We start from the raw sequence: 22,674 nt of genomic DNA on the forward strand, positions 1-22,674 counted from the left end.
CCTTGACTTAAAATACAATTATTGTTGTGAGTCAGCGCGGTGAGGCGCATCAAGGGCAGCAGCGATAGCGTGTGAACGGCAGCTGTAGATTAATCGCTGCAAAGTGGATCAGCTCATATGCAGGCCACCATTGATCGAGAAGTCCGCTCCATTGGCATAGGCCGATTCGTCAGATGCAAGCCAGGAGCAGATCGCGGCAATTTCTTCTGGAGCGCCCAGCCGGCGCGCAGGGATCTCATGGACGATGCGATCCATATGCGTCGTGCTGGTGATCGCTTTGAGCTTGGGAGTGGCAATGTAACCGGGAGAAACCGTATTTACCGTGACGCCCCTCGCCCCGACCTCACGGGCAAGCGCCCGGGTGAATCCACGAATGGCGGACTTTGCCGTCGAGTAATTGACCTGGCCTACTTGGCCAATCTGGGCGTTGACTGAGGAGATATTGATCACCCGCCCCCATCCATTGGCAACCATGTCCTCAATCACCTGCTTGGTGACGTTGAACAGTGAGTTGAGGTTGGTGTCGATGACTGTCGCCCAATCCCCGGGCTGCATGTCACGAAAAACTACGTTACAAGCGGTGCCTGCATTATTGACCAGCACATCGACGGGCCCAATCTCGCGCTTGATGCGATCGAAGGCCGCCTCACATGACTGCCAGTCGGCCACATTGCCCTCCGAGGGAATGAAATCGAAGCCCCTTCGGTGCTGCTCCGCAAGCCAGTCTGCCTTGTGTGGGGAGTCCGGGCCACAGCCTACGATTACCGTAAAACCGTCGCGGTACAACCGTTGGCAGATAGCGGTACCCAATCCGCCCATACCGGCTGTGACGTAAGCTACGCGTTTAGTCATGAATCACCCCTCTATTCTCATATCGCGGAGGGCCTGAGGGCATGCGCGCATGAACGCGCGGATGCCCCTGGCAAGCACGACTCACACTTTGCATCTGCATTTCAGTAAATACAAGTGCAATATGTCGCTATTTAGGATTGCAACAGCCGCTTGAGCTTCAAAACCGCACTGTCGGGAGTGGTCAACACAGGCGTCTCGGTTAACGCCGCACAAGCCGAGGCGGCCGATGTCATGGAAAACTGAGCAAAACAGATCACATCGACATCAGCGAGCGGCGGGACCATTTCACTGATCAACTGATCATGGCGCGCCGCATCTCCTTGATGAAGTGCTTCTATGGCCCGAGGCGAGACGGCGTGTTGCAAGGTCAATTTTTTGCCTCGTGCCGCGGCTGCCTCGTGCAGTTCCTCGGATATCGAATCGATAGCCGGGGCGAAGGTGGCCAGCAGCGCCACCCGATCACCGTATTGCAAGGCGTCTTCGAGCATTGCCTCATTGGGCTTCAGGACAGGAATATCCAAGCTGGCTTTGCACGCATTGATCGCCTCACCGAACGCCGAGCAGGTGAACAGGATTCCGTCCGCGCCCGCCTCGCGCGCATAGCGTGCAAGCGCCATAAAGCGCTGCTTCAGTGCATCCGTGACGGAACCTGCGCTTCGCAAATCGCGCGACAGCGAATCTTCGAGCAAATTGCACAGCTCGGCCTCAGGCCACAAACGTGCAAAAGCTTCATTGATAGGCGCAACCGCCACTGGGGTGGCGTGAATAAGGAAAACACGCTTGGTCGACATTATGCGGCTCCCTGGACGCGCGATGCATCAAGCACCAGCACGCCGTCGTCATCGGCAAACAGCTGATCGCCATCGGCAATGGTTTGGCCGGCAATCGTCACGCTCAGCCCAACCTGGCCTTCATTGCGCTTGGTCGACTTGGCCGGGGTCACCCCCAGCGCCTTGATGGCGATCGGCAAGGTGCGCAGGACCGCCTTGTCGCGCACATAGCCATACACCAGCACGCCCGCCCAGCCGTTGCGTACCAAGTCTTCGGCAATGTGATCGCCAAACAGTGCACAACGGTCGCTACCGCCGCCATCCACTACCAACACCCTCCCCGCGCCGGCCTGGCAGCTCAGCTCCTTGATGCGCGAGTTGTCTTCGAAGCACTTGACCGTGACTGCCGGGCCCTGAAAGTCAGGTTTGCCGCCCAGGTCCTGAAAAATCGGCAGAAGCACTCTGGCACTCGCGCCAAACTCATCGCACAGATCGGTGGTCTTGATGCTCATTGCAGCCCCTTCGCTAGGTTTAGACAAAACAAATGTTGCATATATTGGTTTTACATGCAATAAAATGCAAAGGCCGGGGCGGCAGCGGGTTGCTCCAGTGGACAGCATCGATCGGGGCGGCAACGAATCGCTTCGATGATTGTACTTCGTCGCCGCAACGTACACCCTAGCGAGTAGCGACGAGCCGCTTTATCTACGAACAAAAATGCTTAGGAGAGTGTGATGCGTATTCTGGTTCTTCCCTGCGATGGTATCGGTCCTGAAATCGTCGAATCTTCGATGTCGGCCCTGCATGCTGCCAACAAGAAATTTGATCTTGGCCTGAGCTTTGACTACGACGACGTCGGCTTCGTCAGCCTGGAAAAGTACGGCACCACCCTGCGTGATGAGACTCTGGAAAAAGCCAAGACCTACGACGGCATCATCCTGGGCACGCAGTCACATGCTGACTACCCAGCGCCGGAGAAAGGTGGCCGCAACGTTTCCGCCGGCTTCCGTATCGGCCTTGACCTGTACGCCAACGTGCGCCCGGCGCGCACCCGTTCGTTCCTCGAGTCGAACATGAAGCCTGGCAAGACCATGGACCTGGTGATCATGCGTGAAGCCACCGAAGGCTTCTATCCGGACCGCAACATGTCCCGTGGCTGGGGCGAAGTCATGCCATCGCCGGACATGGCTCTGTCGACTCGCAAAATCACTCGACACTGCAGCGAACGTATCGCCCGTCGCGCCTTCGAGCTGGCCATGAAGCGTAACCGCAAGGTCACAGCGATCCACAAGGCCAACAGCTTCCACATGACCGATGGTCTGTTCCTGGAGTGCGTGCGCAACGTGGCCAAAGACTTCCCGGAAGTCAAAGTCGACGACCTGCTGGTCGACGCTTCTACCGCTCACCTGGTGCGCAGCCCTGAGCGTTTCGACGTGCTGGTTGCAACCAACTTCTACGGCGACATCATCAGCGACCTGGCCAGCGAACTGTCCGGCAGCCTCGGCCTCGCCGGCTCGATGATGGCCAGCGACATTCACTGCTGCGCTCAGGCCCAGCACGGTTCGGCGCCTGACATCGCCGGCCAGGACAAGGCCAACCCTGTCTCGATGATTCTCTCGGTGGCGATGCTGCTGCAGTGGATGGGCGAGCAGCACGGCAAGCCTGCGCTGGGCGAAGCGGGCAAGGCCATGGAGCAGGCAGTGGACGCTGTACTGGAAGATCCAGCCAAGCGCACTGCCGACCTCGGCGGCAAGCTGGGCTGCGCCGCCTTCGGTGAAGCTGTTGCAGCAGTGATTGCCGGCTGATCTACCGCACGCCGTAAATCCTGCAGGAACCTACCAAGCTGGCGATGCGCTGTCGTCGCCGGCTTTTCCCGCTCCTGCGGGGTTGAACCCGTTTTACGCCGCCCAACAATTGCACAGGAGAAACTGCCCGTGACCCAACCCTTACTCGGCTGCATCGCCGACGACTTTACCGGCGGCACCGACCTCGCCAGCATGTTGGTGCGCGGAGGCATGCGCACGCTGCAGGTGATAGGCGTTCCCGACGGCCCGATAGACGCTGATGTCGATGCCGTGGTCATCGCGTTGAAGTCCCGCACCCTCCCCGCCGCCGAGGCCATCGAAGAATCAGTAGCCGCACTTGACTGGCTCAAACAGGCCGGCTGCCGTCAGTTCTTCTTCAAGTACTGCTCAACGTTCGATTCCACCGCGCAAGGCAATATCGGCCCAGTCGCAGACGCCCTGCTTGAAGCCTTGAACGCGCCATTTGCGCTCGCATGCCCGGCATTCCCGGAAAACCAGCGTACGCTCTTCAACGGCTACCTGTTCGTTGGTAACGAACTGCTCAGTGAGTCCGGCATGCGCCATCACCCGTTGACGCCGATGACTGATGCCAATCTGGTGCGCGTCCTGCAACAGCAAACCGAGCGCAAGGTCAGCCTGATACCCCACAGCATCGTCAATCAAGGCACCGGCGCGGTACGTCAGGCGTTCGCCGAGGCCCAGGCCGATGGTAGCGGCTATGCTATCGTCGATGCTGTCAACAACCTGGACCTCAAGGTTATCGGCGAAGCTGCCGCAGACCATGTATTGATCACCGGCGGCTCAGGCGTAGCCATCGGCCTACCCGATAACTTCAAGCGCGCAGGACTGCTCCCTGGCGCTTCTCACGCTGCCAAGCTACCCCATATCGAAGGTCACTCGGCGGTACTGTCCGGTAGCTGCTCGGTAGCGACCAACGGCCAGGTCGAATACTGGCAGCAGAGTGGTCGTCCGAGCTTCGCGCTCGACCCGCTGCGCCTCGCCGACGGGCATGACCAGATTACTGAGGCGCTGGACTGGGCTAAACCACTGTTGGCTGAAGGACCGGTACTGATCTACGGCAGCGCTCGCCCCGAAACAGTCAAAGCAGTTCAGGAGCGACTTGGCATTGCCGCTGCCGGCGAAATTGTCGAACGTGCCCTGTCGCAGATTGCTCTGGGCCTACGAAACTTGGGCGTGAACATCTTCGTTGTCGCGGGCGGCGAAACCTCCGGGGCAGTAGTGAAGGCGCTGGGTGTCGATGCACTGAGAATCGGTGCACCTATCGACCCGGGCGTGCCATGGACGCTTGGCCTGGGTGAGCACCCGACAGCGCTGGCACTTAAATCCGGTAATTTCGGTACCCGTAACTTCTTCATCAAAGCCCTGGAGCTGGCGCCATGAACGAGAACAAGGAACGGGAACAGATTGTCCTGCTCGGCAAGTCCATGTACGACCGTGGCCTGACCCACGGGGGCACAGGTAATATCAGCGTGCGTCTGGATGACGGCTGGCTGCTTACGCCAACCGGCTCCTCACTGGGCCGACTCGATCCCGCACGACTGACCAAGCTAGACTGGGAAGGCCGGCACATCAGCGGCGACAAGCCCTCCAAGGAATTGATGCTGCACCTTGCCATGTATCAAGAGCGCCCCACGAGTGGCGCCGTCGTGCATCTGCATTCCACCCACTCGGTAGCCGTCTCGGTACTGGATGGCTTGGACCCGGACGACCTGCTGCCGGCGATTACTGCCTACTACGCCATGCGCGTCGGCAAACTTCCGCTGGTGCCCTATTACGCCCCGGGGGATCCGGCCCTGGCAGAAGCAGTCCGCTCGTTTTCCAGCAAGCATCACGCCATGCTGTTGGCCCATCATGGCCCCGTGGTGGCGGGCAGTGACCTGAACGCCGCTGTAGATGCCACCGAGGAACTCGAGGCTACCGCCCAGTTGTTCCTGCTGATCTTCCAGCACAAGTTCAAGACCCTGACCCCCGAGCAAATTGCCGAACTGCGGCGCCTCTATCCTCTGAAGTGAATGGCACATGTTTGCGAGCCTGAAAACCTGGTGGGCAACACCTCTGGTAGGCATCATCGGCGCCCTTCTGGCCAGTGCGGCGCACTGGCCCCTGCCATGGATCATAGGCTCGATGCTAGCGGTGATTTTCGTCCGCTGCAGCGGCTGGTTGATTGCCGAGATTCCAAACGGACGTAAATCAGGCCAGTGGATGATTGCCACCTCCATCGGCCTGCATTTCACCCAACCTGTAGTCCATGAAATTGTCCGCCATTTCCCGATGATGCTGGCGGCAGCCTTTCTTACCCTGTTACTCGCCCTTGCCGGGATCGCCTTCATGCGGCGCCAGGGCATGGACCTGAAGACCGCTTACTTCGCCTTCATGCCGGCAAACTTTGCCGAAATGATCCAGCTGGGGATGCGCCACCGCGCTGACGTCAGTCAGATCGCTGCGGCTCATAGCATCCGCCTGGTGCTGATCGTGCTCAGCGTGCCTGCCGCCATGTTCCTGTTGATGCAAGTTACCCCAGGCGTAACCGAACCGTTGCGCCCTGCAGCCCAGTGGCAGTGGCTCGGCCCCATGTTGGTAGGGGGTGCGTTGGTGGCAGTGTTGTGGCGACGGATGGGCCTGCCGAACCCGTGGATGTTCGGCCCGATGGCCCTGTGCGCTGGCCTGACGGCAGCGTTCGACCTGCGAACAGCACTCCCGGTAGAGATGAGCCACTATGGCCAATTGATGATTGGTTGTGCCCTGGGCAGCTTCTTCGATCGAGGCTTCTTCCGTCGTTCGCCGCTATACCTGATGAAGGTGGTGATTTTTACCCTGTCGATGATCGTTGGCACTTTCCTGTTCGCCTGGGGCTTCGGCTGGCTGACAGGTATGCCAGTGCTGTCATTGGCGCTGGGCATGATGCCGGGCAGCAGCACTGAGATGTACCTTACCGCTGAAGCCCTTCACCTGGGAGCAGGGATGGTGACCGCTATGCAGATCATGCGCCTGGTGGTGGTCATGTTATGCGCAGAACCTGTGCTCAAGCTATGGCTGGCACGCCAGGGTGACGTCGTGAACGAGCAACAAGAGCAGGACTAGCGCCTTTACGCAACAGGAACGCCCGCCTCGACCGTTTCCGCGGGCGTCTCCGTTGGCCTGCTGCGCTCCAGAATCGGCGACTTGCGGGCGAGCGAACCACTGAGATGGCGTTTCATCAGATGCGCTGCTTCCAGATTGTTCCCTTCTTCGACCAACTCGATCATCCGAAGGTGCTCGGCACACTGCGTGTAGAGGCGCTTGCGGTCGATCATGGAGCGATACTCCAGCAAGCGACGCATGTTGTTCAGCTGCTTGAGGATCATGTGATACAGCGGGTTGCCGGACAACTTGATCAAATCCTCGTGGAAGCGGATACCGGACTTCATGAGGACATCGGCCGGCAGCGTGTCGATGCCGCCGGACAGTAGGTCCTTCTGCTCCTTTTTAAGACGCCTGAGCACATCGAGGTCGTACGCAAAATCATTCTCGAGCAAAGCTGCAGGCTCGATCAGAGACCGGACCTTGTAAATCTGCTGGAGCGTCTCTGGGGTTTTCGCCACATCCAGGAACCGCCAGCCGTAACCTGGCTTGGGCTCGGCCCAGCCAACTTTCGCCGCTCGGTTGAGAATATCGATGACCTGAAACTTGGTCAGGTCGTAGCGCTCTCGCAGGTACTTCTCAGTGACTTCCGATGGAATTGCATCGTTGAGCCAATCCTCTGAAAGCCGATAGTACTCTGGGGGTTCTTCAGTCGCCGTGATCTCATCCAGTGCTTCAGTCAATCCGTCAGCAATGCCAATTACAAAAAAGCCCCGGTTGGGAATCTGCTCCAGGACGCCCTGCTCGGCCAACAGCGTCAACGCCTCCCGAGCAGGTGAGCGCGACACATGAAAGTCATCAGCGACTTTCTGCGCGCTCAAATGCGCTCCAGTGGTAATTTCGCCAAGCTGGATCTTGTGTTTTATGTCAAAAACAATGCGCTGGACTAGGGTGCTTGATGCCATATACCTGAACCGATACGTTGTAAAACCGGAGAGATCAGCAGCCAATCCTTTGATTATCGGCGCCGTTAAATGCAAGTATACGCTAGAACCTGCTCAAGGCGGCAGGCACCGCTAACGGGGCGCCATGCGAAATTGTCGCACCAGCTCATTGAGTTCCAACGCCAAGTGGGCCAGCGACTGGCTTGCCGCTGCGGTCTGAGCGGCGCCCGCCGACGTCTGTATCGACAGCTCACGGATTGCCAACAAGTTACGGTCCGTGCTCCTGGCCACCTGCGCCTGCTCGGTCGCCGCACAACTGATGACCTGATTACGCTCATTGATTTGCTCGCTGCTAGATAGCAGCGCCTGCAGCGCGACGCTGGCTGCCTCGGCCAGGGCCAAGGTTTCCTGCGTTCGGCTGGTACTGTTGTGCATGGTCTGCACTGCGGCCCCGGTTTCCCGCTGCATCGCCGTGATCATGGCTTCGATCTCGCGGGTAGATTCTGCCGTACGGTGAGCCAAGCCCCGCACTTCATCTGCGACCACTGCAAAACCCCGCCCCGCTTCGCCCGCACGGGCAGCCTCGATCGCGGCATTGAGCGCAAGCAGGTTGGTCTGCTCGGCAATCGTACGGATAACATCCAGTACCCGCCCAATCCCCTGCGCTGCCCCTGAAAGCCCTTCAACCTGGCTGGCACTGGCCAGCACATCGCGTATCAGACCATTGAGCGAAGCCAGCGCCTCCTCCATCTTTTGCCTGCCTTGGAGCGCCGTTTCACGGGCCTCGTGTGCCAACTGCGAGGCCATGGCCGCACTCTGAGCGACTTCCTCGGTTGCGCTGGTCATCTGGGTGACCGCAGTAGCCGCCTGCTCGATCTCATTGTGCTGCATGTGACTGTCCCGCCGCCCCTCTTCGGTAACGGCATTAAGTTGCTCGGCGGCTGTTGCCAGCTGCGTAGACGAGCCATCGATCTGTCGCAGTGTCTGTAACAGGTTCGACTGCATACGCTTCAGGGCCTGCATCAACCGCGTCGCTTCATCGTTACCCGTTGGCGCGATCACCTGACTCAGATCCGCTTCGGCAACCCGTTCGGCAATTTGTACCGCCGACCGCAAGGGTGCAGTGATGCTGGTGATAAGGAGCCAAGCGATCAACCCGGTGCAGACAAAGACCAACAGTACCACCAGCACGACTCCCTTGATCGCATTGGAATACGCGGTTTCCGATCGCAGGTTGGCGCGCTGAGCGCCCTCATCAGCCTGTTCGATCAACGCGTCGAACTGGCGGGTCATCTCATCGTAAGCATCACGCACCGACATGAGGTAAGCACGTGCACCTGCCTTGTCGCCCGTACGCGAAACGGCCAGTAGTGCCTGATGATGCTTTGCATAGGTTTCAAGGCTACGCACAAAGTCCTTGAGGCCGGTACGCTCTTGCTCGGTTTGCAACAGCCCGGCGTATCGCTGCATTTGTTCGCGCACTTGCTGAAGGCGACCTGCTGTACGTTCTTCGTACGTCTGCATCTGCTCTTGGCTAACCGAAAGGATGTGCTGCATCGACCCCATTCGATAGCGATTCAAGGCGGCATTGGCCGTACCCAGGGCGCGAACGCGCTGCAGCCAGTTATCCTTGATATCCAGAGCCTCAGCCTGTACTACGCGGATTTGTTGCAGCGCAAACGCGCCCAACAGCACGCTCAACAGCGCCAGGCACGCGAAGCCGATAGCAGCTCGCGGTCCTACACCGATCATTCTGATGTTCATCTAATCAAGGTTCCTTTGTTCCCGGACGGGAATCGCAACAATGACTTGCGCCGATACGAGGCCCGCGAACAGGCCCGGCATCGACGAACAAGTTGCAATGACGGCTCAGAGCAGTTCGAGCGGGTACTCGACGATTACGCGCACTTCGTCCACGTCGCCCTCTGCCTGAGCTTCGTTGGCACGGTGAGTGGTGTGTCGCAGCCGCAGGGAAAGGTCCTTGGCAGCGCCCGATTGCACGACGTAGCGCAGGTCCAGATTACGCTCCCAGTGCTTGCCATCCTCACCTTGCAGGCCTGCGTATCCACCCAGAGGATCGGCCTTGGTGCCATCGATATGATCACCCTTGAGGTAGCGTGCAGAAAACTTCAGGCCCGGCACGCCGTAGCCTGCAAAGTCCAGGTCGTAGCGCACCTGATAGGAGCGCTCGTTTGCCCCGTTGAAGTCCGAGTAGTTGACGGAGTTGGCGAGAAAAATAGAGTCGCCGCCAACAAAATCGAAAGGCGTGTTGCCATCTACGTCTTGGTACGCAACGGTCAGCTTGTGATCGCCGAACGCATAGCCCAGCGCCAGGCTATAGGTGGTGTTATCGATCTCGCCCTGCAACGCCTTGCCGGCATCCCGAGTTTTGTAGAGGTTGGCGTCCATGTCCAGGGACTGGGTATCGGAGAGCGGCAACACATAGTTCAGGTTGCCGTAGTACTGATGCCAGGTTTCATCGAAATCCGAGGCATAAAGGCTAGCACTGAGCTGCTTGCTCAAGGCATAGGTGCCGCCGACGAAATCGATCGACTTGCCAATGCGGTTTTCACCGTAATTGAGATAAAGATCGTCATCCTGGTTGCTGGAGTCCCGCAGCTTGTAGGCGGTGAAATGCCCCGCCTGCAGATCAAGGCCATCAATTTCCTTGCTTTGCAGCAACAGACCGGTTGCGGTCTCTGGCAACAGTCGCGAATCCCCGGTTGCGAACACCGGCGCCTCGGTGCGCATGTTGCCGTAGCGGAGCTCGGTGTTGGATAAACGCACTTTCACAGCGGCGCCGGCGCTGGAGTAGTCATCCTCCGGGCGATCATCACTATCGACCGGCAACAGGTCAGCGCCGGAACGCCCTCGCCCACTGTCAAGTTTCAAGCCAAGCAAGCCAAAGGCATCCACACCGAAACCCAAGGTGCCTTGTGTGAAGCCAGACTCATAGAACGCCATGATCCCGTGCGCCCACTCCTCGCGGTAGCTCTGATCACCGGGCTCGGCATCACGATAATCGCGATTGAAGTAAAAATTGCGGTTGAGCAGACGAAGGCTGCTGCCTTCGATAAAACCCGCTGATTCCGACTGATCCGAAGCCTGAGCCGTAGCACAGGCGAGCGAAACGGCCAACGCGGTAAACCCCTGAGTCACTGCATGCATCGTCAAGTATTCCTGGTTTAGAAGTTAGTGCCCTGGCCTGCCATTGCCGGGCTTTCTTGTTGTGGATCTAAACAAGCTATGCGCACTGCGGCGCAGCAGCCTCCTGATGAGGTCCTGGCAGGCAATGCCAGAAACGAACGCCCACCAGCAGCGCTGCCCTCCAAAAATAACATTGCATTTGTAAGTGTCAATATGCGAATCTTCTTTCGCTCGCCAGGCAGTCCTCACCACCCTCACAAACCGCCTGATGAATCCATGATTTTTGCTCAATGGCAGCCTTCAGATTGAGTTCAAGCCAAAACCTTATTTGGATGTATGGATCCAAATATCCAATTGATCTGACTGCCTTTTCTTACCAGACGTCCGCTTTGAAGGAAGCTGAGCCATGCAGCGAAGAACAAAAATAGTTGCCACACTGGGACCCGCCACCGAGTCACCGGAAGCGATCGAGGGCCTCGTGCGCGCCGGCGTTGATGTGGTGCGCCTCAACTTTTCTCATGGCTCGGCCAACGAGCACATTGCTCGAGCAGCGCTGGTGCGTGAGATGGCCCGCAAGCACAATCGCTTTGTGGCCATCCTGGCCGACCTGCAGGGCCCGAAAATTCGGATTGCCCGTTTTGCAGAAGGCAAGGTGACGATCAACAAAGGGCAGCACTTCATCCTCGACGCAAAAATGGATAAGCAGGCGGGTACTGCCGAAGCAGTGGGTATCGACTATGAGGCCCTGATCAGCGACAGCCGCGCAGGGGACATCCTGTTGCTCGACGATGGACGCGTCGAGCTGCAAGTACTCGAGGCTCATGCGCACCACCTGGTCTGCGAAGTGCTGGTCGGCGGTCCGCTCTCCAACAACAAGGGCATCAACCGCAAGGGCGGGGGCCTATCTGCCGCTGCTTTGACCGATAAGGACCGCGAGGACATTCGTACCGCAGCGAAGATGCAGGTGGATTACCTGGCTGTGTCGTTCCCGCGCGATGCCGAGGACATGCACCTGGCGCGTCGTTTGTTGCATGAAGCAGGCGCTGAAGCAGGCCTGATCGCCAAGATCGAACGTGCTGAGACAGTGGCTGATCGGAATATCCTCGATGCGATCATCGAAGCCTCCGAAGGGGTCATGGTCGCTCGTGGCGATCTGGGTGTGGAAATCGGCGATGCCGAATTGGTAGCGGTGCAGAAACTGATCATTGATCGTGCGCGCTCTTTGAATCGAGTTGTGATCACGGCAACCCAGATGATGGAGTCGATGATCACGCAGTCCATGCCAACCCGCGCCGAAGTGTTCGATGTCGCCAATGCCGTGCTCGATGGCACAGATGCCGTGATGCTGTCCGCCGAAACCGCTGCCGGCGCCTACCCAGTGCAGACAGTGGAAGCAATGGTCCGCATCATTGCCGGCGCTGAACGTCATCCGCAGGCGCAACGTTCAAAACACCGCATGGATGAAGTCTTCCAGCGAATCGACGAAACCATCGCCCTCTCCGCCATGTACGCCGCCAACCACCTGCATGGCGTAAAGGCGATCATCAGCCTGACCGAAAGTGGCGATACACCCCGTCTGATGTCGCGCATCCGCTCGCACCTGCCGATCTACGCATGCTCGGACAACCCGCGTACACAAACGCGCGTGGCCTTGTTCCGTGGCGTCCAGACCCTGCCTTTGAACAGCGATGACATGCTCCCCGAGGAAGTCAATCACCGTGCAGTGCAAGCCCTGGTCCTGCGGGGTGTGGTCAGTGCCGGTGATCATGTGCTGATTACCCGAGGCGACCATGCCCACAACCAAGGCGGTACCAATACCCTGCGCGTAGTGCGCGTGGGCGATGAAAACCGCTGAGAAGCAGGAGGTTGCCAGTGAGCCAGTCCACACACAACGTCTCATCTGATCATCCGGCACTTGGCAGTTGGCCGCGTGACTTCGATTTCCGCCAGGAATATGCAGAGCAGCAGGAGCTGCTGGATCCGACCTTCGAAACAGGGGCACCAGACGCCATGATCAACGCCACCCTCATCACCCAAATCACCGCACGTGAGATCCTCGACTCGCGTGGCAATCCCACGGTGGAAGCACAAGTCACCTTGGCAGGTGGCCAGCAAGGTATCGCAAGCGTACCGTCGGGAGCATCAACGGGCAGCCGCGAGGCCTTGGAGCTTCGAGATGGTGGCAACCGCTACCATGGCAAGGGCGTGCTGCGCGCGGTAGAACATGTCAATCAGGCAATTGCTGCCCACCTGAAAGGATTGGACGCACTTGATCAGCGGGCAATCGATCAAGCTCTGATTGAGCTGGACGGCACAGACAACAAGGGCACGCTTGGGGCCAATGCAATCCTGGCGGTTTCTCTGGCCACGGCTAAGGCTGCTGCCGAAGCCAAGGGCCTGGCATTGTACAAGTACTTCGCCGAGCTGCATGGCACACCCGGCCAGTTCAGCATGCCGGTACCCATGATGAACATCATCAATGGCGGCGAGCATGCCGACAACAACGTCGACATTCAGGAGTTCATGATCCAGCCGATCGGCGCGCAGAACTTCAGCGAAGCCCTGCGCATGGGGGCTGAAGTGTTTCATACCCTGAAGAAAGTGCTAGCAGAGCGCGGCCTGAGCACCGCTGTGGGTGACGAAGGCGGATTTGCCCCGTCCCTGGACTCCAACGAACAAGCATTGGTGGTGATTCAGGAAGCCATCGAACGTGCAGGCTACCGAGTCGGCGTCGATATCAGCATGGCGCTGGATTGCGCAGCCTCAGAGTTCTACCACGACGGTGAGTACGTGCTTGCTGGCGAGAACAAGCGATTTTCCAGCGCCGCATTCACCGACTACCTCGGTCAGCTGCGTAACCGCTATCCCATCCTGTCCATCGAAGATGGCATGGATGAAAGCGACTGGCACGGCTGGGCCCTGCTGACCCAGGCACTGGGCAAAGGCACCCAGCTGGTCGGTGACGATTTGTTTGTCACCAATCCGGCCATCTTGCGCGAGGGGATCAGCCAAGGCGTGGGCAATGCCATCCTGATCAAATACAACCAGATCGGAACCCTCAGCGAAACGCTCGACGCCATCCGCCTGGCTCAGCAATCGGGCTACAACGCCGTGATTTCCCACCGCTCAGGCGAAACCGAAGACACCACTATCGCAGATCTGGCGGTAGGCACACGTGCCGGGCAGATCAAGACCGGCTCACTGTGTCGCTCTGACCGGGTGGGCAAGTACAACCGCCTGCTGCGCATCGAAGAAGCCTTGTTGGAACAGGCGCCCTACTGCGCGGATGCACTGCGCGCGCAACGCGGCTGATAAAGAGAACCGCACATGAACGAAAAGCTTGTAATCGCGAACTGGAAAATGCACGGCACTCGTGCTGCCAATGAGCAACTGATCAACAACCTGCTGCCAACACTCAGCGAATTGCAAGGCGTACGGATCGCCATCTGCCCGCCATTGCCATACCTGTCCCAAGTTGCCGATCTTCTGGGCAATTCCTGCGTATCGCTGGGCGCACAGAATTTCAGCGAACGCCCGCAAGGAGCTTTCACTGGCGAGGTCAGCGGCGAAATGCTTGCCGACATAGGCTGCAACTACGTGCTCGTCGGCCATTCCGAGCGCCGTAGCCTGTATGGCGAAACTGACGCGCTGGTGGCGATGAAATTCGAGGCAGCATTACGCGCAAACCTGGTGCCAGTCCTGTGCCTGGGCGAAACCATCCATCAGCGCCGGGCGGACAACACCAATGCAGTGATCGGCGCACAACTGCGAGCGGTTCTGCAGCAAGTCGGGATAAAGCAACTTGCCCGTGGCGTCATTGCCTATGAACCGGTCTGGGCAATTGGCACGGGCGAGACAGCCTCGCCAGCCCAGGCCCAAGCAGTCCATCAGCACATTCGTGCGCTTCTGGCCGAGCAGGATCCGGATGCTGCCGCCAGCATTCCCCTGCTTTACGGCGGCAGTGTCAAAGCAGATAACGCAGCGCAGCTGTTCGAGCAGGCCGATATTGACGGTGGCCTGATCGGTGGCGCATCGCTGGACCCAGCAGCCTTTGGTGCGATCTGCAAAGCCGCTCGCGCCTGACCCAATCGCGCAACCGTGCGCCTTCAGACAAGAAACACAAGAAAGGTAAAAGCATGAATTCGATTGCCCCCCTCAGCACCCTCTTCCCCACCGCCGAGCAGGTCCCGGAGGCCTACCGTCTGGGCGACCCGATCGAACAGCGTGAGTACCTGGTAGACGGCCAGTTACACCACTGGGACGGTCCAGTGGCCACAGTGCGCAGCCCGGTCTACCTGGCCAGCGCAACGGGCGAGCAGCAGGTCATCCTGGGCAGTGCGCCGCTGCTCGATGCCACCACCGCGCTGGTCGCCCTCGATGCAGCGGTCAAGGCTTATGACAATGGCCAAGGTACCTGGCCGACGATGCGCGTGGCTGAACGCATCCAGCATGTCGAAACTTTCCTGGCCAGCATGCGCAAGCAGCGTGAGGCCGTCGTCAAATTGCTGATGTGGGAGATCGGCAAGAACCTGAAGGACTCTGAAAAAGAATTCGACCGCACCTGCGATTACATAGTCGACACCATCAACGCTCTGAAAGACCTCGACCGTCGCTCAAGCCGATTCGAGCTTGAACAAGGCACACTTGGCCAAATCCGCCGAGTACCGCTGGGCGTGACGCTGTGCATGGGCCCCTACAACTATCCGCTCAACGAGACTTTCACCACCCTGATCCCCGCGCTGATCATGGGTAACACAGTGGTATTCAAACCGGCCAAGTTCGGTGTGCTGCTGATTCGCCCTCTGCTCGAAGCCTTCCGCGACAGCTTCCCGGCTGGTGTCATCAACGTGATATACGGCAGCGGCCGCGAGACCGTGAGCGCACTGATGGCCAGCGGCAAGATCGATGTGTTTGCCTTCATTGGCACCCACAAGGCTGCCAGCGATTTGAAGAAACTGCACCCACGCCCGCACCGCCTGCGCGCTGCGCTCGGCCTGGACGCCAAGAACCCCGGCATCGTGCTGCCCCAGGTGGATCTGGACAATGCCGTGGAAGAGGCGGTTACCGGCGCACTGTCCTTCAATGGCCAGCGCTGCACCGCACTGAAGATCCTCTTCGTACATGAGGATGTGGTAGAGGCATTCCTTGATAAATTCAATCGCAAGGTTGCCGCGCTCAAGCCGGGCATGCCTTGGGAGCCGGGTGTTTCGCTCACGCCACTGCCCGAACCGGGCAAGACCGATTACCTCGCCACCCTTGTCGCTGATGCTAAAGCCAAGGGCGCCCAAGTGGTCAATGAAGGGGGGGGCGATGTCCGCGGCTCGTTCTTCTTCCCGGCAGTGCTCTACCCAGTCAGCCGCGAGATGCGCGTCTATCACGAAGAGCAGTTTGGCCCCGTGGTGCCGGTAGTGCCGTATCGCGATCTGAAAACGGTTATCGACTATGTCCTGGACTCTGACTACGGCCAGCAATTGAGTATCTTCGGTAACGACAGTGCAGAGGTGGGTCGTCTGGTCGATGCCTTCGCCAACCAGGTGGGTCGCATCAACATCAATGCCCAGTGCCAGCGCGGCCCGGACAACTATCCGTTCAACGGCCGTAAAAACAGCGCTGAAGGTACCTTGTCGGTTCACGATGCGCTGCGTGTGTTCTCCATCCGCACCCTGGTTGCCACCAAGTTCCAAGGCAGCAACAAAGAACTGATCAGCAAGATCATTCGTAATCGTGAGTCGAGCTTCCTCACGACCGACTATATCTTCTGAGGGCCCGGAGATGAGCACCCGTGCATTGATCATCCTGGACGGCATCGGCCTGCGTGAGGCCAGCGAGTCCAATGCCTTGGCAGCGGCACGCACGCCTAACCTGGACTCACTACTGGCGCACTACCCAAATAGTCAGATCGCGACCTCGGGCTTGGCCGTCGGCCTGCCCGAAGGGCAGATGGGCAACTCTGAGGTGGGGCACATGAACCTGGGCGCCGGACGGGTCGTGTACCAAAGCCTTACCCGCATCGACAAGGCAATTGCCGACGGGGACTTTGCTCGCAATGCTGCCCTGCGGTCACTGGTCGACCAGGCGGTGGAGCGCGACGGCGCGGTCCATGTCATGGGGCTGCTGTCGCCTGGCGGTGTCCACAGCCACATCGACCAGATCCTTGCAGCCTGCCAGACTCTGGCGCAATTGGGCGTCGAGCGGTTGTACGTGCACGCTTATCTCGATGGGCGCGACACACCACCCAAAAGCGCTAGCGAATCGATCGAGGTGCTGGAGGCAGCGCTTGCGCAGTCAGGCCGTGGACGTATCGCTACGCTGGTCGGGCGCTATTTTGCGCTGGACCGCGACAATCGTTGGCCGAGGATCGAGAATGCCTACCGCGCTATGGTTCAGGGGCAGGCCGAGTTTCAGGCCAGCTCTGCCAGCGAGGCATTGTCACAGGCCTATGAACGTGGCGAAAGTGACGAGTTCGTTGCCGCAACGACCATCGGTGAGCCGGTTCCGCTGCAGCCGCAGGATGCACTTCTGTTCATGAACTTCCGCCCGGATCGTGCACGGCAATTGTGCCAGGCGCTGGTCATGCCAGATTTCGTTGGCTTCGAGCGGCCGTTTGTAGTGCCAGCGTCGCAGTTGTTGACACTGACCAGGTACGCCGAAGACCTGCCCTGCCCCTTCGCGTTTGGGCCAGAAAGCATCGTCAACAGCCTGGGCGAATACCTGGCAGGTCTGGGCAAGCGACAATTGCGTATCGCCGAGACGGAGAAGTATGCCCATGTAACATTCTTCTTCAATGGCGGGCGCGAACAGCCTTTTCCCGGCGAAGAGCGCATCCTGATCCCCTCGCCCGCCGTGGCCTCGTATGACCTCCAACCGCAGATGAGTGCGCCAGAACTGACCGAGCGCCTGGTCGAAGCGATCGAAAGCGAACGTTTTGACTTGGTAGTGTGCAATTACGCCAATGGCGACATGGTCGGACACACCGGATCATTCGACGCGGCAGTAAAGGCCGTCGAGGCCCTCGACAACTGCCTTGCTAACGTAGTCGAAGCGATTTTGAAGGTCGACGGACAGTGCCTGATCACCGCCGACCACGGCAATGTTGAACAGATGACAGATCCCGACTCCGGGCAGTCCCACACATCTCACACATTGAACCCGGTGCCGCTGATTCTGGTGGGCCGTCACGTGGCTAATACAGGCTTGCGCGACGGCAGGCTATGCGACATAGCCCCCACGCTTTTGCAATTGATGAATCTCCCACTGCCGGCACAGATGGAAGGTCATTCGTTGCTTACCAACTGATCGGTCTTCAGGGGACCATCAGGTCATGGATGGGCTGGGAGTGGTCTGGTCACCCTGCCTTGCCATCGATGACGTGCTCCACGGTGACGCTACTGCGCGTCTTTGAGGCGGTCCCCAACGGGACCGCCTCCTTTTTATTCCCGCCTGCGCAGCCTGACTGCAGGGCTTAGACACTGATAGGTAATTGATATGGAATGGCTTACCAGCCCAGAAATCTGGGTCGCCTTCTTCACCCTGACCGCCCTGGAAATCGTCCTTGGCATTGACAATATCATCATGATCGCAATTCTCGTCGGCCGCATGCCGCCGCATATGCGTGCGCGCACCCGCTTTTTCGGGCTGGCGCTGGCGATGGTCACGCGCATCTTGCTGCTGCTTTCGATCACCTGGATCATGGGGCTCACCCGCGACCTGTTCGAAGTCTTCGGCCAAGGCATTTCCGGGCGAGACCTGATTCTGTTTTTCGGCGGGTTGTTCCTGCTGTACAAGAGCAGTACTGAAATGTTCCAAAGCCTGGAAGGTGAAGAAGAACAAGCCTCCGACGCCCCAGGTGTCGGACGCGGATTCATCGCCACGATCATTCAGATTGCCATCATCGATATCGTCTTCTCGCTCGACTCGGTCATCACTGCCGTGGGCATGGTTTCGAATGTGCCCGTGATGGTTGCCGCGATCATCGTCGCAGTGATGGTGATGATGATGGCCGCCGGCACTATCAGCGCGTTCATCGAGCGCCATCCAAGCCTGAAGATGCTGGCGCTGTCCTTCCTGGTCGTGGTCGGTACCGTGCTGATCGCCGAGTCCTTCGACGTGCATGTACCCAAAGGCTATGTCTACTTCGCAATGGCGTTCTCGCTGGCAGTAGAAGCTTTGAACATCCGTATGCGAACCCGCCGTGAAAAAGCTCAGGATGAGGCAGGTGAAGGTAACCTGGCAAAAGCCGACTGAGCACCTTCCTTGTACTCCAGATTGGGGCCGCTTATGCGGCCCCAATGCGTTTGAACCAAGGCGAAGGCCTGTCCCACGACGGCGAAATACCGAGTAGTGGCACACGTTATCCGATGTCGACTGCTGTTGCTTACGCTTGCACCTGCCCCCGCGCGCTGGGTCAGCATTTCAAATGGGTGCAATTGCATTGCCCACACCTTCGCTAGAAGGAGGGCCAACCACAGGCTTGGGATTGATCGGATGTGTTAGTCACGGCCGTGGCGCCCCGGCCCGCAAGATCTGCCTGAGGTCGCCACGCATTGAAGGGTATGAGGGATCTAACGCTAGGGCTGTTGCGATGTACGCAGAACTGCAGAGAGACAAGTAGCCGGTGCGGTTCCTGACCGCACCGGCATTCCACAATGAACGTCAGCCTGCACTCCAAGGGAACAAGCCAAACGCCATGGCCACGACCATGATCAGCATGCACAGGGCAAAGGCCCACTTCAGGGTGTACTTCTGATGGTCACTGAACTCGACCCCGGCCAGCCCACACAGCAGGTAAGTCGATGCCACCAACGGGCTGAGCAAGTGCACCGGTTGCCCGACCAACGAAGCCCGACCGATCTCGGCGTGGGTGATGCCATAGACCTCGGCAGCCTTGGCCAGCACGGGCAACACGCCGTAGTAGAAGGCATCGTTAGACATGAAGAACGTGCCTGGAATGCTCGCCAGTGCAGTGATAGGTGCCATATAAGGGCCCCATTCCGCCGGCAGCATGTTCAGGAAGCTCTTGGACATTGCATCGACCATCCCGGTCCCCGACAGAATGCCCGCCAGAATACCGGCCGCCAGGAAGATCGCGATCTGATTCAAGGCCGTGGGCGCATGCGCGGAGATACGCCGGCGCTGGTCTTGCATGTGCGGGTAGTTGATTACCAGCGCAATCGAGAACGCCACCATGAACAGGATCGCCAGCGGCAGAATCTCCAGCACAAGGCCAGTCATCAGCGCGATAGTCAGGCCAGCATTGAGCCAGAACAATTTGGGTCGACGCAGTTCGGCGTTTTCTTCCGACAGTGAAGGCGTAGCCTCGTTATCAGCGTCATCGAATACCGTGGCCGCTGCTCCCAGCGATTGCGGCAAGCGTCCCAGGCGCTGACGTTCGCGGGTACCAATGAACAAGGCCAGCAGCATGACACCCAGGAAACTGATGATCAGCGTCGGGATCAATGGCAGGAAGAGCTCGGAAGTCTCCACTTGCAGCGAGGCCGCTGCCCGTGCCAATGGCCCACCCCATGGCAGCAGGTTGGTCACACTGGCAGCCAGAATTACCACGCAGGTCAGTGCCAGAGGGTCCAGCCTCATCCGCTTGAACAGCGGCAGCATCGCAGTGACCGTGATCATGTAGGTGGTCGAGCCGTCACCGTCCAGCGACACCAGACCTGCCAGCAGCGCGGCGAACACCACCGCTTTCATCGGGTCCCCGCCAATCAGCTTGATGAACTTCTTGATGATTGGGTCGAACAGCCCAGTGTCGAACATCAGGCCGAAGTAGAGGATGGCGAACATCACCATGATCGCAGTCGGCGCGACCTTGCGCAGGCCCTCGATCATCATGTCGCCCATGTCCGGCCCGAAGCCGGCAATCAACGCGAAGACGATCGGTACGGTGGTCATGGCCACCAGGGGTGACAGCCGTTTGGTCATGATCAGGGCCATGAAGGTCACGATCATGCCGTATCCAAGAAATGACAGCATTTGTATCACCTTGACTTGAAATACAATTATTGTTGTGGGTCAGCGCTCTTTCGGCGCATCAAGGTCACAGACGGCGAACCGTCAGCTCATGTGCAAGCCGCCATTGACCGAGAAGTCAGCTCCGTTTGCGTACCCTGACTCTTCGGATGCCAGCCAGCCACAAATAGCTGCAATTTCTTCGGGAGTGCCAAGCCGCCGTGCAGGAATGTCGTGGATCAAGCGATCCATCATGGCGGTGCTGGTCACGGACTTGAGCTTGGGAGTGGAAATAAAGCCTGGCGATACCGTATTCACGGTCACGCCCCGCGACCCTACTTCACGGGCCAAGGCGCGGGTAAAGCCGCGGATGGCTGATTTGGCGGTGGAATAATTGACTTGGCCGACCTGGCCGATCTGCGCGTTCACCGATGAAATGTTGATCACTCGGCCCCATCCCCGGGAGGCCATGTCATCGATAACCTGCTTGGTCACGTTGAACAGCGAATTGAGGTTGGTATCAATGACAGTTGCCCAATCCCCGGGCTGCATGTCGCGAAATACCACATTGCAGGCTGTGCCGGCGTTGTTGACCAGCACATCGATAGGACCGACTTCTTTCTTGATACGATCAAAGGTGGCAGCGCAAGAGTCCCAATCCGCGACGTTGCCTTCAGAGGCGATGAAGTCGAACCCCTTCCGATGCTGCTCGGCAAGCCAGTCAGCTTTGTGCGGCGAAGAGGGTCCACAGCCTACCACTACGGTAAAACCGTCACGATAAAGACGCTGGCAAATAGCAGTACCTAAGCCGCCCATGCCGGCTGTGACGTAAGCGATGCGTTTGGACATAAACCTTACTCCTTTTGTGTTTTTTGTAGGGAGCAGCAGCTAGCGAGAAAAACTCGCCTGATATTGGACTTCATCGCGCAGGAATACAATCCTGAACAATTGTACAGGCCACCCACCTGGTTAGGATCCCTGAACAGCGAACCTGCAGACAGGCTTCTGCCACTCTGCTACTGCATTTTGGAAATTGCAAGTGCAATATTGCGTCAGGTTATCCGCAACGGATGACCGCTAAGCTCCGCAACCTTCAGCTATACGATATAGTGAGCATCGACCTCACCCAGCCGGGCAGCTATCGCTGGATACACACCTTGACCACCTTGACCTCTCCGATCCGTAAAGACCTTGCCAACCAGTTGGCACCCAAGATCCTGGATATGGCTCGCGCACGCTCAATGCGAGCCGGCGATCCGCTTAGAGAAGAAGCTTTCGCAAAGGAATTGGGCGTTTCACGATCCCCCATCCGTCGTGGCTTTGCGCTTCTTGAAGAGCTGGGACTGGCCGTCAAAGAGCCTAACCGAGGGTTTTTCCTGACCTGCGATGCACGCAGTGTCGATACCGGGAAACTGCCATTGGAGGTTGATTCTTTCGAAGACTTCTACCTGCGGGTAGTCGACGACGTGTTGGCGGGGGATATCGGAGCATCCTTCTTCGAAGCTGAGCTGATGCGCAAGTACGCTGTACCGCGGGGTCAGATCATTAAAGTTCTCAACCGGCTGGCCCGGGAGGGTATGATCGAACGGAACCCTGGCCAGGGGTGGAGCATCAATGCTTTTCTCCACGACTCCGAAGCGCACATACAGAGCTACCGATTTCGCATGGCTGTTGAACCAGCCGCCCTCCTCGAACCTGGCTATGTGGTAGACAAAGCCGCTTTCGCTAAAGCACGCAAAACACAGCAAACGCTGCTGGAAGGCGAGATCTTTACGCTGTCTCGTTCGCAGCTGTTCCATATCGGCGCGCAGTTGCATGAACTGATCGTGCGTTGTTCGGGCAATCCGTTCTTCCTTGAATCCATCCGCCGGCAAAACCAGCTGCGCCGCTTCATGGCTTATAAGTCCAACGTCGACAGACCGCGGTTGATTCAACAATGCCGCGAGCACATCGAATTGCTGGACCTGATTGAGTCTGGCCAACGCGAACAGGCTGCCGAATTCCTTCGCTCGCACTTGGATCATGTGAGCCGCTTGAAAGCTGCCCATGAGGCCAAAGGTGTGAAGTAGCATACGACCTTACAGGACTTATTTCACACTCGGTAAGGGAGAACGG

At 58.5% G+C, this 22,674-nt stretch carries 19 protein-coding genes and 1 pseudogene; 11 read left to right on the forward strand and 9 right to left on the reverse strand.

Annotated elements, in window-relative coordinates:
- Positions 1 to 108: 108 nt before the first annotated feature.
- From phbB (ACIPIJ_RS26785) to rraA, 3 genes are all read right to left on the reverse strand, one after another.
- Positions 109 to 852: an acetoacetyl-CoA reductase gene (gene phbB / locus ACIPIJ_RS26785; RefSeq protein ID WP_110744477.1), complete on the reverse strand. Its 744-nt coding sequence runs from the start codon at positions 850 to 852 to the stop codon at positions 109 to 111.
- Positions 853 to 983: 131 nt separating this feature from the next.
- Entirely contained in the window at positions 984 to 1,643 is a 660-nt protein-coding gene (locus ACIPIJ_RS26790) for an aspartate/glutamate racemase family protein (RefSeq protein WP_110744478.1), read from the reverse strand.
- Positions 1,643 to 2,134, reverse strand: a complete 492-nt coding sequence (rraA, locus tag ACIPIJ_RS26795) for a ribonuclease E activity regulator RraA (RefSeq protein ID WP_401082714.1) — start codon at positions 2,132 to 2,134, stop codon at positions 1,643 to 1,645. Before rraA ends, ACIPIJ_RS26790 begins: the two co-directional genes overlap by 1 nt.
- Before the next feature lie 222 nt (positions 2,135 to 2,356).
- On the opposite strand from rraA, the gene ACIPIJ_RS26800 reads away from it, so the two are divergent.
- The 4 genes from ACIPIJ_RS26800 to ACIPIJ_RS26815 all read left to right on the forward strand — a co-directional run bounded on the left by ACIPIJ_RS26800 (position 2,357) and on the right by ACIPIJ_RS26815 (position 6,529).
- On the forward strand, positions 2,357 to 3,427 hold the full coding sequence (locus tag ACIPIJ_RS26800; protein ID WP_401082717.1) for an isocitrate/isopropylmalate dehydrogenase family protein: 1,071 nt from the start codon (positions 2,357 to 2,359) through the stop codon (positions 3,425 to 3,427).
- A 129-nt stretch (positions 3,428 to 3,556) separates the two neighbouring features.
- Entirely contained in the window at positions 3,557 to 4,828 is a 1,272-nt protein-coding gene (gene otnK / locus ACIPIJ_RS26805; protein WP_401082720.1) for a 3-oxo-tetronate kinase, read from the forward strand.
- Positions 4,825 to 5,460 carry a 3-oxo-tetronate 4-phosphate decarboxylase gene (otnC, locus tag ACIPIJ_RS26810; RefSeq protein ID WP_110744482.1) on the forward strand — a complete coding sequence of 212 codons (636 nt, stop codon included), beginning with the start codon at positions 4,825 to 4,827 and terminating at the stop codon, positions 5,458 to 5,460. The genes otnK and otnC overlap by 4 nt, the downstream gene beginning before the upstream one ends.
- Before the next feature lie 7 nt (positions 5,461 to 5,467).
- Positions 5,468 to 6,529 (forward strand): AbrB family transcriptional regulator, encoded by a 1,062-nt coding sequence (locus ACIPIJ_RS26815; protein WP_401082724.1) that lies wholly within the window; start codon positions 5,468 to 5,470, stop codon positions 6,527 to 6,529.
- Between the two features lie 5 nt (positions 6,530 to 6,534).
- Here the strand turns inward: ACIPIJ_RS26815 and ACIPIJ_RS26820 are convergent, their stop codons facing one another.
- The 4 genes and pseudogenes from ACIPIJ_RS26820 to ACIPIJ_RS26835 form a co-directional block, all read right to left on the reverse strand.
- Positions 6,535 to 7,473, reverse strand: coding sequence for a GntR family transcriptional regulator (locus tag ACIPIJ_RS26820; RefSeq protein WP_401082727.1), 939 nt, complete (start codon positions 7,471 to 7,473; stop codon positions 6,535 to 6,537).
- Positions 7,474 to 7,584: 111 nt separating this feature from the next.
- Positions 7,585 to 8,475 (reverse strand): methyl-accepting chemotaxis protein, encoded by an 891-nt coding sequence (locus ACIPIJ_RS26825; protein WP_401082924.1) that lies wholly within the window; start codon positions 8,473 to 8,475, stop codon positions 7,585 to 7,587.
- A pseudogene (locus tag ACIPIJ_RS26830) lies at positions 8,452 to 9,216 on the reverse strand (MCP four helix bundle domain-containing protein); the annotation flags it as partial. The pseudogene ACIPIJ_RS26830 and the gene ACIPIJ_RS26825, both read right to left, overlap by 24 nt.
- Before the next feature lie 105 nt (positions 9,217 to 9,321).
- The gene (locus tag ACIPIJ_RS26835) at positions 9,322 to 10,620 is read right to left on the reverse strand and encodes an OprD family porin (RefSeq protein ID WP_401082730.1); all 1,299 of its coding nucleotides are present in this window, start codon (positions 10,618 to 10,620) and stop codon (positions 9,322 to 9,324) included.
- A 385-nt stretch (positions 10,621 to 11,005) separates the two neighbouring features.
- On the opposite strand from ACIPIJ_RS26835, the gene pyk reads away from it, so the two are divergent.
- The 6 genes from pyk to ACIPIJ_RS26865 all read left to right on the forward strand — a co-directional run bounded on the left by pyk (position 11,006) and on the right by ACIPIJ_RS26865 (position 18,843).
- Positions 11,006 to 12,454, forward strand: coding sequence for a pyruvate kinase (pyk, locus tag ACIPIJ_RS26840; RefSeq protein ID WP_401082732.1), 1,449 nt, complete (start codon positions 11,006 to 11,008; stop codon positions 12,452 to 12,454).
- Between the two features lie 155 nt (positions 12,455 to 12,609).
- Positions 12,610 to 13,911: a phosphopyruvate hydratase gene (gene eno / locus ACIPIJ_RS26845; RefSeq protein ID WP_401082926.1), complete on the forward strand. Its 1,302-nt coding sequence runs from the start codon at positions 12,610 to 12,612 to the stop codon at positions 13,909 to 13,911.
- 15 nt (positions 13,912 to 13,926) lie between these two features.
- Entirely contained in the window at positions 13,927 to 14,682 is a 756-nt protein-coding gene (gene tpiA, locus ACIPIJ_RS26850; protein WP_110744488.1) for a triose-phosphate isomerase, read from the forward strand.
- A 53-nt stretch (positions 14,683 to 14,735) separates the two neighbouring features.
- Positions 14,736 to 16,361, forward strand: coding sequence for an NADP-dependent glyceraldehyde-3-phosphate dehydrogenase (locus tag ACIPIJ_RS26855; RefSeq protein ID WP_401082735.1), 1,626 nt, complete (start codon positions 14,736 to 14,738; stop codon positions 16,359 to 16,361).
- A gap of 10 nt (positions 16,362 to 16,371) precedes the next feature.
- Positions 16,372 to 17,895, forward strand: a complete 1,524-nt coding sequence (gene gpmI / locus ACIPIJ_RS26860) for a 2,3-bisphosphoglycerate-independent phosphoglycerate mutase (protein WP_401082738.1) — start codon at positions 16,372 to 16,374, stop codon at positions 17,893 to 17,895.
- A 189-nt stretch (positions 17,896 to 18,084) separates the two neighbouring features.
- Positions 18,085 to 18,843, forward strand: a complete 759-nt coding sequence (locus tag ACIPIJ_RS26865; protein ID WP_110744491.1) for a TerC family protein — start codon at positions 18,085 to 18,087, stop codon at positions 18,841 to 18,843.
- Between the two features lie 408 nt (positions 18,844 to 19,251).
- On the opposite strand, the gene ACIPIJ_RS26870 is transcribed toward ACIPIJ_RS26865, so the two are convergent.
- Positions 19,252 to 20,583 carry a CitMHS family transporter gene (locus ACIPIJ_RS26870; RefSeq protein ID WP_401082741.1) on the reverse strand — a complete coding sequence of 444 codons (1,332 nt, stop codon included), beginning with the start codon at positions 20,581 to 20,583 and terminating at the stop codon, positions 19,252 to 19,254.
- A gap of 81 nt (positions 20,584 to 20,664) precedes the next feature.
- Entirely contained in the window at positions 20,665 to 21,408 is a 744-nt protein-coding gene (gene phbB / locus ACIPIJ_RS26875; protein ID WP_259139463.1) for an acetoacetyl-CoA reductase, read from the reverse strand.
- A gap of 221 nt (positions 21,409 to 21,629) precedes the next feature.
- On the opposite strand from phbB (ACIPIJ_RS26875), the gene ACIPIJ_RS26880 reads away from it, so the two are divergent.
- Entirely contained in the window at positions 21,630 to 22,628 is a 999-nt protein-coding gene (locus ACIPIJ_RS26880) for a GntR family transcriptional regulator (RefSeq protein WP_259139462.1), read from the forward strand.
- Positions 22,629 to 22,674 lie beyond the last annotated feature (46 nt).

This window comes from Pseudomonas sp. NPDC087185, from assembly GCF_044744955.1.
Classification (GTDB): domain Bacteria; phylum Pseudomonadota; class Gammaproteobacteria; order Pseudomonadales; family Pseudomonadaceae; genus Aquipseudomonas.

Excerpts from the sequence above, each read along its gene's own strand:
- ACIPIJ_RS26870 (WP_401082741.1), bottom strand. The coding sequence starts at position 20,583 with ATGCTGTCATTTCTTGGATACGGCATGATCGTGACCTTCATGGCCCTG.
- ACIPIJ_RS26800 (WP_401082717.1), top strand. The coding sequence starts at position 2,357 with ATGCGTATTCTGGTTCTTCCCTGCGATGGTATCGGTCCTGAAATCGTC.
- ACIPIJ_RS26835 (WP_401082730.1), bottom strand. The coding sequence starts at position 10,620 with ATGCATGCAGTGACTCAGGGGTTTACCGCGTTGGCCGTTTCGCTCGCC.
- eno (WP_401082926.1), top strand. The coding sequence starts at position 12,610 with ATGATCAACGCCACCCTCATCACCCAAATCACCGCACGTGAGATCCTC.
- phbB (WP_259139463.1), bottom strand. The coding sequence starts at position 21,408 with ATGTCCAAACGCATCGCTTACGTCACAGCCGGCATGGGCGGCTTAGGT.
- pyk (WP_401082732.1), top strand. The coding sequence starts at position 11,006 with ATGCAGCGAAGAACAAAAATAGTTGCCACACTGGGACCCGCCACCGAG.
- ACIPIJ_RS26790 (WP_110744478.1), bottom strand. The coding sequence starts at position 1,643 with ATGTCGACCAAGCGTGTTTTCCTTATTCACGCCACCCCAGTGGCGGTT.
- tpiA (WP_110744488.1), top strand. The coding sequence starts at position 13,927 with ATGAACGAAAAGCTTGTAATCGCGAACTGGAAAATGCACGGCACTCGT.
- phbB (WP_110744477.1), bottom strand. The coding sequence starts at position 852 with ATGACTAAACGCGTAGCTTACGTCACAGCCGGTATGGGCGGATTGGGT.
- ACIPIJ_RS26880 (WP_259139462.1), top strand. The coding sequence starts at position 21,630 with ATGACCGCTAAGCTCCGCAACCTTCAGCTATACGATATAGTGAGCATC.
- otnC (WP_110744482.1), top strand. The coding sequence starts at position 4,825 with ATGAACGAGAACAAGGAACGGGAACAGATTGTCCTGCTCGGCAAGTCC.
- rraA (WP_401082714.1), bottom strand. The coding sequence starts at position 2,134 with ATGAGCATCAAGACCACCGATCTGTGCGATGAGTTTGGCGCGAGTGCC.
- ACIPIJ_RS26825 (WP_401082924.1), bottom strand. The coding sequence starts at position 8,475 with ATGCAGGCCCTGAAGCGTATGCAGTCGAACCTGTTACAGACACTGCGA.
- gpmI (WP_401082738.1), top strand. The coding sequence starts at position 16,372 with ATGAGCACCCGTGCATTGATCATCCTGGACGGCATCGGCCTGCGTGAG.
- ACIPIJ_RS26815 (WP_401082724.1), top strand. The coding sequence starts at position 5,468 with ATGTTTGCGAGCCTGAAAACCTGGTGGGCAACACCTCTGGTAGGCATC.
- ACIPIJ_RS26855 (WP_401082735.1), top strand. The coding sequence starts at position 14,736 with ATGAATTCGATTGCCCCCCTCAGCACCCTCTTCCCCACCGCCGAGCAG.
- ACIPIJ_RS26820 (WP_401082727.1), bottom strand. The coding sequence starts at position 7,473 with ATGGCATCAAGCACCCTAGTCCAGCGCATTGTTTTTGACATAAAACAC.
- ACIPIJ_RS26865 (WP_110744491.1), top strand. The coding sequence starts at position 18,085 with ATGGAATGGCTTACCAGCCCAGAAATCTGGGTCGCCTTCTTCACCCTG.